The sequence below is a fragment of the Butyricicoccus sp. AM78-15b2TA genome (genome assembly GCF_027665985.1).
In the GTDB taxonomy this organism is placed as follows: domain Bacteria; phylum Bacillota; class Clostridia; order Oscillospirales; family Butyricicoccaceae; genus Agathobaculum; species Agathobaculum butyriciproducens.
Genome location: NZ_JAQEHY010000021.1, coordinates 24,485 through 34,763, shown reverse-complemented (window position 1 = coordinate 34,763; position 10,279 = coordinate 24,485). Strand labels below are relative to the sequence as shown.

The following is a 10,279-nucleotide window of genomic DNA, read 5'->3' as shown; positions in this document are numbered from 1 at the left end:
CAATCTGCTGTTTTCAAAGAGTTTTCACAACTTTTCGTTGTTCTTAACTGCTCATCAACAGCTTATTTAGTATATCAAAACCAGAAGCGTTTGTCAAGAACTTTTTTAAATTCTTTTTCAGAACCTCAATCGGCTCTAAACCAAACTTTTCGGTTTTGCGCTCGTCTCTGAGAGACAGCTTTAATAGAATACCAAATCCCGGAGCAAATGTCAAGAGTTTTTTCGTCTCTATCCGACATTTATTTCTCGTTTCTCCGCACAAGACTGATTACAAAAGCCGCAATCGACAGTCCTGCGCTTACCGCTGACAGCGCGCACGCAATAATATCCAGTGTCAGTTTGGCTTTTTTCTGCTTTTTATTCATTTTTGAGCATTTCTCCTTGTATAACGACAGCATGTACCGCTTTGGATGCTTTTACATAAAAGACCCGCCTGAAAGTACGGCGGGTCTTTCTCTATGCAGCTTTGCATCATTACTTCATCAACTCTGCCAACAGCATAACCTTATCCACATTGCCTTCCACCTTGATTTTTCCCTCAGCGATAGCAACCTGCGGAACCAGCTTGCCGGTAAGCACCTTCTCCAGATTCGTCATCGACCCGGAAACGATTGCATCGTGGTCAATATACTCATACGGCATAACGGACACATTGCCGTTCAGGATTTCGATGTAGAATACACCTGTAATCTTGCCCGTAAGATTAAACTGCACCGCAACCTTGCCTTCCGTGCCGGCAATATCGGCTTTCTTTAATCTGTTGTAAAACTTTCCAATCAGCTGATCAATATCCATCGGACTCACCCCTGCTCTATTTTCTATCTTTATTATACAACACATGCAAGAAAAAGCAAGGATAATTTTGGTGATTTAGCCGTGAAACCGTAACAAAACGACTGTGCAATTTTTAATGCACAGTCGTTTTGTAAATTGAACAGTAATCAACAGTTAATTTCAGGTCTTTCGATCGAATTTAGTGTGACAATGCGGGCAGGTAATCATAATCTTTCCCTTTCCCTTGGGCACGCGCAGGCGCTGACCGCACTCCGGACACTTGAAATAGCAGTGTGTCTTACGGTCGGCAAAACGGCCCTGTGCACCGCGAATCCTGTTCGATACCGGACGCCACCATCTCATGAACTTTTCATTCTCCGCATACCGCGCCTGAATATTGCGCGAGAACATGCGGAAGTAGCACAGGCACAGCAACGCGAGAATGAATACGTTCATCCACGCCCAGCCGAGAATGCGCGCCACGATAATGAGTGCAATGCCGAAAATGAGCAGTGCGTTATTGAGCGGGTCGCTGCCGTAGCGGCCTGCCATAAAACGGCGGAAAAAATCCATTTATGCCTCTTCCTTTCCGCAAACGTGCTCGAAAATCAGGTCAAGCACCTCATCACGACCGAATCCCTTCTCTGCCGAGAACGGAATGACCGGCACTTCCTCCGGCAACAGCAATGTCTGACGAATCTCCGCAATATTGCCCTCAAGCTGGCTCTTCTTGATCTTATCCAGCTTGTTGGCGATAATCACCCACGGTTTTCCGGATGCGCGGAACCACTCCGCCATCGTCATATCGTCGCGCGTCGGCTTGTGACGAATGTCCACGATCTGGATGCCCAGCGTCAGCAGATCCATTGCAAAGTAGGTCTCCATCAGAGCACCCCACCGCTGCTGCTCGGCCTTGGAAACGCGCGCGTAGCCGTAGCCCGGAAGATCGACCAGATACATAGCCTTGTCGATCGTGAAATAGTTGATGTGAATGGTCTTGCCCGGCTGTGCGCTGACACGCGCAAAGTTCTTGCGGTTCAGCAGCTTGTTGATGACCGAGCTTTTGCCCACGTTGGATTTGCCCGCAAACACGATCTGCGGCAGCGGGTCGTGCGGAAAATCGCTTTCCTTGACCGCCGAGCGCAGAAATTCCGCGTTATGCACATTCGGTTTCTTCATTTCCATATTATTGTACCACCGTTGTCGATGCCGAGTCCGCTGCACGCTTTATTGGGGCGGACTTGCGTTTTTTCTGCTTGGGACGGCGCGAAAAGTCAATCGCGGTCTCCACCACCGTGTCCATGTGCTCCGCAATGACAAAATTGATGTTTTCCCGAACGACCGGCACGATGTCCTTCAAATCGCTCTCGTTGTCCTTCGGAATGCACACGGTCTTGATACCCGCACGGTACGCCGCCATGGTTTTCTCGCGCAGACCGCCGATTGGCAGCACGCGGCCGCGCAGCGTTACCTCGCCGGTCATGGCAACCTCGTGACGAACCGGCGCGCCGGTCAATGCCGAAATCAGCGCCGTGGTGATCGTCACGCCTGCGGACGGGCCGTCCTTCGGAATCGCTGCCTCCGGGAAGTGAATGTGCAGATCATTGTCCTTGTAGAACATCGGGTCGATGTTCAGCGACTCTGCCTTGGAGCGCACGAACGTCACAGCCGCCTTGGCGCTCTCCTGCATGACCGTGCCGAGATTGCCGGTGATTTCGATCTTACCGGTGCCCGGCACGACCGCCACCTCAACCTCAAGCATTTCACCGCCGACACTCGTCCACGCGAGACCGTTTACAATGCCGACCTCGTCCTTCTTGCTGACCAGATCGTCCTTGAAGGTCGCCGTGCCGAGCAGCTCCTCGAGATTCTCCTTGATAGCCGTCAGGCTTTCGTCGCCACCCGCGATATGCTTTGCCGCCTTGCGGCACAGCTTCGCCAGCACCTGCTCAAGACGGCGCACGCCTGCTTCGCGGGTGTAGCCGCTGATGATTGCATCAAGCGTTTCATCGTCCACGATCAGCTGATTTTCGCTCAGGCCGTGCTTCTTCATCTGCTTGGACAGCAGGTGACGGCGTGCGATCAGGCGCTTTTCCTCCGCCGTGTAGGACGGCAGCTCGATAACCTCCATACGGTCGAGCAGCGGACGCGGAACAGTCGAAAGATCGTTCGCAGTCGTCAGGAACACCACGTCGGACAGATCAAACGGCAGTTCGATGTAGTGGTCGCGGAAGGCAACATTCTGCTCGGTGTCCAGCACTTCGAGCATTGCCGATGCCGGATCGCCGCGGAAGTCATTGCCCATCTTGTCGATCTCGTCGAGCAGGATGAGCGGGTTGGAAGTACCGGCACGGCGCAGCGCATCCATAATACGGCCGGGCATTGCGCCGATGTAGGTCTTGCGGTGACCGCGGATATCCGCCTCGTCACGCACACCGCCGAGGCTCATGCGCGTGTAGTTGCGGCCCATGGCCTCTGCAACGGACTTGGCAATCGAGGTCTTGCCGACACCCGGAGGGCCGACCAGACACAGCACCTGCCCCTTGAGGTCGGGCGCAAGGCTCTTGACAGCAAGGAACTCCATAATGCGTTCCTTGACCTTCTCCATGCCATAGTGGTCGCGGTCGAGGATCGCCTGTGCTTCCGCGAGATCATGACGTTCCTCGCTCTTCTTATTCCACGGCAGGTCGAGCACGGTATCCAGATAAGTACGCACGACACCCTGCTCGGCCGTCGAGCCGCTCAGCTTGGCAAAGCGGTCCACCTCACGGATGAGCTTGTCCTCGCACTCCTTCGGCAGCTTGAGGTCGAGCACGCGTGTGCGGTAGCTTTCCGCTTCTGCGGCTACGTCCTGTTCGCCGAGCTCGGTCTGAATGACCTTGATCTGCTCGCGCAAGTAGTATTCCTTCTGGTTTTTGTCGATCTGGGTCTTGAGTTCGTCCTGAATCTCGTTTTCGATCTTGAGGACCTCGGTCTCCTCACCGAGCATGCGGATCACCATCACCAGGCGGCGGGTAATGCCAAGCTCTTCGAGGATCTCCTGCTTGGCTGCCACATCGACCGGAATATTCTGGGCGATATAATCTGCCAGATAGCCCGGATCGCCGCCCTCGGCTACGGTCAGCTCCACATCAGGCGACAGGCGGGACGCATACTGCGCGTACTCACCGAAGCGCTCCTGTGCAGTGCGCACGAGTGCCTGCGCGCGGCGTTCGGTCACGCCGTAAACGTAGTCCTCGAGTTCCTCAACCTCGGCATACATGCAGTCCTCGTCCTTTTCGGCGGCGATAAAGTTGTGCGCGAGTGCACGGGTCTTGCCCTCGACCAGCACGCGGATATTGTCGCCCGGCAGACGCAGGATCTGGCGAATCTGGCAGATCGTGCCGATCTGGTACAGGTCGCTCGGCGTCGGCGTATCGGTTTTCAGTTCGCGCTGCGCGGTCAGGAAGATGGTCTGGCCGTTCTTCATCGCCGCTTCCAGTGCGCGAATCGACATCATTCTGCCCACATCAAAGTGGACGATCATATTAGGGAACGCCGTCAGTCCGCGCAGCGGCAGCACCGGCAGGCGGCTGAGGACGATTCCGTTAAGCTCTGTCATATGTTCGTTTCTCCTTGCACGGAAAATTGTCTATTAGTTTCAGTATAGTATATCTTCCGGGGTTTGTAAAGGCGTTGAACGTTAAAAATACGGGCGGGAATCTCGTTCCCCGCCCGTATTGGTTTTGATTCGTTATGCGCTCTTGGTCGGCTTTCTGCGCGAAGCCTTTTTCGGCGGCTTCTTTTCCGCCGGAACAGCCGTGCGTTCGCCGTGCTCGACAACCGGCTCACCGGTACCGTCCACAACGCCCGGCGTGATCTCCACGCGGCAGACGGTCTCGTCAGACGGAATGCGGAACATGATATCGGTCATCACGTTCTCCAGCACGCCGCGCAGACCGCGGGCACCCGTTTTGCGCTCGAGTGCAACCTCAGCCACACGCTCCAGTGCCTCCGGCTGGAACTTCAGCTCTACGCCGTCCATTGCGAACAGCGTTTCGTACTGCTTGACCAGTGCGTTCTTCGGCTCCTGCAGGATGCGGACGAGTGCGTCCTTATCCAGCGTATCGAGCGAAACGATGGCCGGCAGACGACCGATCAGCTCGGGAATCAGGCCGAACTTCATCAGGTCATGCGGCTCGATCTTGGCCAGCAGACGGTCGGTCTGCTCGTCTTCCTTTCCCTTTACCTCAGAACCGAAGCCCATACCCTGCTTACCGGTGCGCTTCTGGATGATACCCTCGATACCGTCAAATGCACCGCCGCAGATAAACAGAATATTGGTCGTGTCGATCTGAATGAATTCCTGGTGCGGATGCTTGCGGCCGCCCTGCGGCGGTACGTTGGCAACCGTGCCCTCGAGCATTTTCAGCAGTGCCTGCTGTACGCCCTCACCCGAAACATCGCGGGTGATGGACGGGTTTTCGCTCTTGCGGGCGATCTTGTCGATCTCATCGACGTAGATAATGCCGTGCTCTGCCAGCTCCACATCAAAGTCCGCCGCCTGGATCAGTCGCAGCAGGATGTTCTCGACATCCTCACCGACGTAACCGGCCTCGGTCAGCGTGGTCGCATCCGCGATCGCGAACGGAACCTGCAGAGTCTTGGCCAGCGTCTGCGCCAGCAGCGTCTTGCCCGAGCCGGACGGACCCAGCATCAGGATGTTGGACTTCTGCAGCTCTACCTCGGTCTCCGGATGGTAGATGCGCTTGTAGTGGTTGTAAACCGCAACCGAAAGGGCAATCTTCGCACGATCCTGACCGATAACGTACTCATCGAGCACCTTTTTCAGCTCCTGCGGCGTCGGCAGGTGCTCGGGCTTTTCGAGTGCATGGCTCTGCGGCTCGTACTCCGGCATGAGGTCCAGCTCGTCATCCAGAATGCTGGTGCATACGCCGATACACTCATCGCAGATATACACGTTCGGTCCTGCGATCAGCTTGCGCACGCGGCTCTGCGGCTTGCCGCAGAACGAGCATTTCAGTTCTTTTCCATCATCATAATTTGGCATATGCCACCTCTATACTACGAAAAAAAATTACAATTACGACAATGCAGAATTGCCTTAGTGCTTATCGAACACCTTGTCGATCAGGCCATATGCAACAGCCTCGTCCGCGGTCATGAAGTTATCGCGCTCGCAGTCAGCCGTCACGGTCTCAACCGACTTGCCGGTATTTTCGGACAGGATCTTGTTCATGCGCTTCTTGATGATCTCAAGGCGCTTCAGGTGGATCGCCATATCAGTGATCTGACCCTGCGTGCCGGCGGACGGCTGATGGATCATGATCTCGGCATTCGGCAGCGCGTAGCGCTTGCCCTTGGCGCCCGAGGACAGCAGGAACGCGCCCATGGAAGCCGCCATGCCGATGCAGATGGTCGAAACATCGCACTTGATATAGTTCATGGTGTCGTAAATCGCCATGCCTGCGGTTACAGAGCCGCCGGGGCTGTTGATATACAGCGAAATATCCTTATCCGGATCCTGTGCTTCCAGATAAAGCAGCTGAGCCACGACCAGAGAAGCGGTCGTGTCGTTTACTTCATCGCACAGCATAACGATGCGGTCATTCAGCAGACGAGAGTAAATATCAAACGAACGCTCGCCGCGGCCGGTCTGCTCTACGACCATAGGGACTAAACTCACTTGGGAAAACTCCTTTCAGCAAGGCGGATAAGCTGCGAAAAAGCGCAGATTTTGTCCTCCTTGAATATAGGTGAAAAAGCGCGAGCGTCGCTCGCGCTTTTCTTATGAACCAACGCTAAACGTTTGGTTTGCTGTTGTTTGCGCGCTTTGGGGAATCAGCAGAAATTACTCTGCGGTCTCCTCGGTGGTCTCCTCAGCAGCCTTCTTCTTTGCTGCCTTCTTAACCTTGGCGTTCTTCTTGATGAACTCGAGCGCGTTCGAGATCTTCAGATCGCCCTCCAGAGCTTCCTTGGAAACGATGGCCTTAACCTTCTCAACTTCCATCTTGTACTGCTCTGCCATCTTAGCATACTCTTCCTCAAGCTCCTTATCGGAAACAGTAATGCCTTCCAGTTCAACAACCTTCTGCAGTGCCAGACGGGTCTTAACCTGACGCTCTGCCTGATCCTTGAACATTGCGCGGAATGCGCCCATCTCAGTGCCGGTCATCTTGAGGTACTGCTCGAGGCCCATGCCCTGCATCTGCAGACGGTAGCCGAAGTCCTGTACAATGGTGTCAACCTGAGCGTCGATCATTGCAGCCGGAATGTCAGCCTTCATGCCGTCGATCACAGCGTCCAGAACCTTCTCCTCGAAAGCGTTGTCAGCAGCTTCCTGACGCTCTGCCTTCAGGCGCTCGGTGATCTCCTTCTTCAGATCGTCAAGGGTCTCGCAGGTGTCGGAAACGTCCTTAGCGAACTCGTCGTCGATCTCCGGCAGGATGGTCTCCTCAACCTTGTGCACCTTGCACTTGAAGATAGCTTCCTTGCCTGCCAGCTCCTTAGCGTGGTACTCCTCCGGGAAGGTAACAACTACGTCCTTCTCGTCGCCGGCCTTGCAGCCAATCAGCTGATCCTCGAAGCCCGGGATGAATGCGCCGGAGCCCAGAGTCAGCTCGTGATGCTCTGCCTTGCCGCCCTCGAACGGAACGCCGTCTACGAAGCCCTCGAAGTCGATATCAACGGTATCGTTCTTCTTAGCCTTGCGCTCTACGGTCTCGGTGCGGGCGTTGCGCTGAGCCATGCGGTTCAGCTCTGCCTTAACATCAGCCTGCAGAACCTTAACGGTCTCCTTCTCAACCTCGATGCCCTTGTACTCGCCGAGCTCAACTTCCGGCTCAACCGGTACCTTGGCGATGATGGTCAGGCCGCCCTCTTCTGCCGGGTCGCCCAGGTCAACGTCTGCACGGCCGACCGGCTTGATGCCGGACTTCTCAACAGCCATTTCCATAGCGTCCGGGTAAATGATATTGAAAGCTTCTTCAAAGAACACGCCTTCGCCGTACAGCTTCTCGATCATCTTGCGCGGTGCCTTGCCCTTGCGGAAGCCCGGAACGGTGATGTTCTTGCCGGTCTTCTTGAATGCCTTGTCCTTAGCTGCTTCAAACTCAGCCTTGGTGATCTCGATAGTCAGAGCAACGACGCTGTGCTCCTGCTTTTCAGTGTTTTTCAGTTCCATGTTGCCAATCTCCTTACTTACTTTCGATTGTATCTAAATCATTCTACCAGATTATTTTGAGAATTTCCATAGTTTTTTCTATTTTTTCAGAAAAATCGGGATAAAATCCACAAAATCTCCGGAGACGAGCTTCCATTCAATTCCTTCCTGCTCACCTGTTACGGCATGACTCAGGCTTTTTCCATGCAAATGTCCGTAAATACAGCGCTTTACACCGTACTTATGCAGCAGTTCGATGATCTCACCGCAGCGGTAGGACGCGTAAAGCGGCGGATAATGCAGGAAACAGAGTATCTCCTCCGGGTCTGCGGCAGCGCCGAGCTTCAGCGATGCCTCGAGCCGCAGCAGCTCGCGCTTGAAGATCTTCTCGTTGTGCGGGTCGGCGAAGTCCTCCTCAAAGGGCCAGCCGCGTGTGCCGCACAGCGCGGTCTTTTCATAGAAAAAACAGTTGTTATGTAGAAAATCAATGGTAGTAAATCCGTTTTCATCTAAGAAACGGTGCATTTTGGAGGCGGTTTCCCACCACAGATCGTGGTTGCCCTTCAAAATGATCTTTTTGCCCGGCAGCGAGTCGATCAGCGCAAAATCGCCTTTCGCTTCCGCAAGGTTGATGCCCCACGAAATATCCCCGCCCAAAACAATGGTGTCCTCCGGCGCAACAAGCGCACGCCAGTTTTTGATGATCTTTTCCGTGTGCCCCTGCCACCGGCCGCCGAAAATATCCATCGGCTTGGCTACATCGGCGGCAAGGTGCAGATCGGCAAGCGTATAAAGCGCCATTACAGATCCTTGAGCAGACCGACGGTGGACAGAATGTCGGCCTTGTCTACCACGCGGTCAAAGCGCGGCGTCTTGCCTGCCAGAGCGGCAAGCGGAGCGGGTGCCGGTACACCCGTCAGCTGAGAGAGCACCTCCAGCTGGGTAACGTCATCGTTCTCGAGCGTGCCGCCGAGCGCCTCGATAACCGAGCGGCAGAACTTGAACGGAGACGCGGTGGACGCGATCACGGTCGGCGTTTCATCGCCGGTGCGGGCGCGGTAGTCCTCGTATACGCGAACGGCAACTGCGGTGTGCGTATCGCACAGGTAGTTCTCGTCCTTCCACAGCTTGTTGATGGTATCAGCCGCATGGCTGTCATCGCAGCAGCCTGCGTCGAACTCAGCCTCGATCTTGGCAAATACATCCTCGGCTACCTTGTAGCTGCCCTCAGCATTCAGCTTGCCCATCAGCTCTGCGACCAGCTTGTCGTTGAAGTCGGAAGCGAAGAACAGCAGACGCTCGAGGTTGGACGAAATCAGGATGTCCATCGACGGAGAAGTCGTGGTGAAGAAATCACGGTTGCGGTTGTACGCGCCGCCCTTCTTGAAGAAGTCCGTCAGCACGTTGTTGCGGTTGGACGCGCAGATGAACTTGTTGACCGGCAGACCCATCTTCTTGGCGATGTACGCCGCAAGGATGTTGCCGAAGTTGCCCGTCGGTACGCAGACGTTGATCTTGTCGCCCTGTGCAATGGTGCCTGCGGCAACCATATCGCAGTACGCAGAAACGTAGTACGCGATCTGCGGCGCCAGGCGGCCCCAGTTGATGGAATTTGCCGAGGACAGCATCATGCCGTCCTTGTCGAGCGCTGCGCGGGTATTCTCATCGGTGAAGATGCGCTTTACCGCGCTCTGTGCATCGTCAAAGTTGCCGTGGATGGCTACGACCTCGACGTTTCCGCCTTCCTGCGTTACCATCTGCAGCTTCTGCATGGGCGATACGCCGTCCACCGGATAGTACACCATGATCTTGGTGCCCGGTACATCGTGGAAGCCGTCGAGCGCTGCCTTGCCGGTATCACCCGAGGTAGCGACCAGAATGCAGGCGGTACGGGTTTCGCCGGTCTTGCGCAGGGACGCGGTGAGCAGGTGCGGCAGCATCTGCAGCGCCATATCCTTGAACGCGCAGGTCGGACCGTGCCACAGCTCGAGCAGGTTCTTGCCCTCGCCCAGCTTTACCACCGGTGCGGTATCTGCACCGCCGAACTTTTCATCGGCGTAAGCCTTGGACGCAAAGTCCGCCAGCTCCTCCGCCGTAAAGTCGGTCAGGAACTTGCCGAGAATAAGCGCCGAGCGGCCCTTGTAATCGCTCTCCGCAAGCGTTTTCCAATCCGCGTCGGTAAGCGTGGGAAACGCGGTCGGGCAGTACAGACCGCCGTCCGGTGCGATACCGTTGGCGATGGCGTATGCCGCGGAAACCTTGCGCTCCTTATTTCTTGTGCTTACATAATCCATATTTTTACAACCTCCGCAGTGGTTTTGATTGCTCCTTCTATTGTATAGC

Annotated in this window: 10 protein-coding genes; all 10 read right to left on the bottom strand. The window is 55.2% G+C overall.

All coding sequences use genetic code 11. The features are described 5' to 3' along the window. Positions 1-239 precede the first annotated feature (239 nt). Positions 240-365, bottom strand: a complete 126-nt coding sequence (locus PGS25_RS14100; protein ID WP_256129151.1) for a hypothetical protein — start codon at positions 363-365, stop codon at positions 240-242. A 109-nt stretch (positions 366-474) separates the two neighbouring features. After that, on the bottom strand, positions 475-795 hold the full coding sequence (locus PGS25_RS14095) for an SCP2 sterol-binding domain-containing protein (RefSeq protein ID WP_158574710.1): 321 nt from the start codon (positions 793-795) through the stop codon (positions 475-477). A 159-nt stretch (positions 796-954) separates the two neighbouring features. Next, positions 955-1,347, bottom strand: a complete 393-nt coding sequence (locus PGS25_RS14090) for a hypothetical protein (RefSeq protein WP_270419161.1) — start codon at positions 1,345-1,347, stop codon at positions 955-957. Next, positions 1,348-1,959 (bottom strand): ribosome biogenesis GTP-binding protein YihA/YsxC, encoded by a 612-nt coding sequence (gene yihA / locus PGS25_RS14085; RefSeq protein WP_270419159.1) that lies wholly within the window; start codon positions 1,957-1,959, stop codon positions 1,348-1,350. A 1-nt stretch (position 1,960) separates the two neighbouring features. Beyond that, the gene (gene lon / locus PGS25_RS14080; RefSeq protein ID WP_270419157.1) at positions 1,961-4,375 is read right to left on the bottom strand and encodes an endopeptidase La; all 2,415 of its coding nucleotides are present in this window, start codon (positions 4,373-4,375) and stop codon (positions 1,961-1,963) included. A 132-nt stretch (positions 4,376-4,507) separates the two neighbouring features. Further along, positions 4,508-5,824 (bottom strand): ATP-dependent Clp protease ATP-binding subunit ClpX, encoded by a 1,317-nt coding sequence (gene clpX, locus PGS25_RS14075; protein ID WP_110436603.1) that lies wholly within the window; start codon positions 5,822-5,824, stop codon positions 4,508-4,510. 54 nt (positions 5,825-5,878) lie between these two features. Next, positions 5,879-6,460 (bottom strand): ATP-dependent Clp endopeptidase proteolytic subunit ClpP, encoded by a 582-nt coding sequence (gene clpP, locus PGS25_RS14070; RefSeq protein ID WP_270419154.1) that lies wholly within the window; start codon positions 6,458-6,460, stop codon positions 5,879-5,881. A gap of 165 nt (positions 6,461-6,625) precedes the next feature. Continuing rightward, on the bottom strand, positions 6,626-7,957 hold the full coding sequence (gene tig / locus PGS25_RS14065; RefSeq protein WP_270419153.1) for a trigger factor: 1,332 nt from the start codon (positions 7,955-7,957) through the stop codon (positions 6,626-6,628). Positions 7,958-8,035: 78 nt separating this feature from the next. Continuing rightward, positions 8,036-8,737 carry a metallophosphoesterase gene (locus PGS25_RS14060; protein WP_116704875.1) on the bottom strand — a complete coding sequence of 234 codons (702 nt, stop codon included), beginning with the start codon at positions 8,735-8,737 and terminating at the stop codon, positions 8,036-8,038. After that, on the bottom strand, positions 8,737-10,230 hold the full coding sequence (thrC, locus tag PGS25_RS14055) for a threonine synthase (protein WP_270419151.1): 1,494 nt from the start codon (positions 10,228-10,230) through the stop codon (positions 8,737-8,739). Before thrC ends, PGS25_RS14060 begins: the two co-directional genes overlap by 1 nt. Positions 10,231-10,279 lie beyond the last annotated feature (49 nt).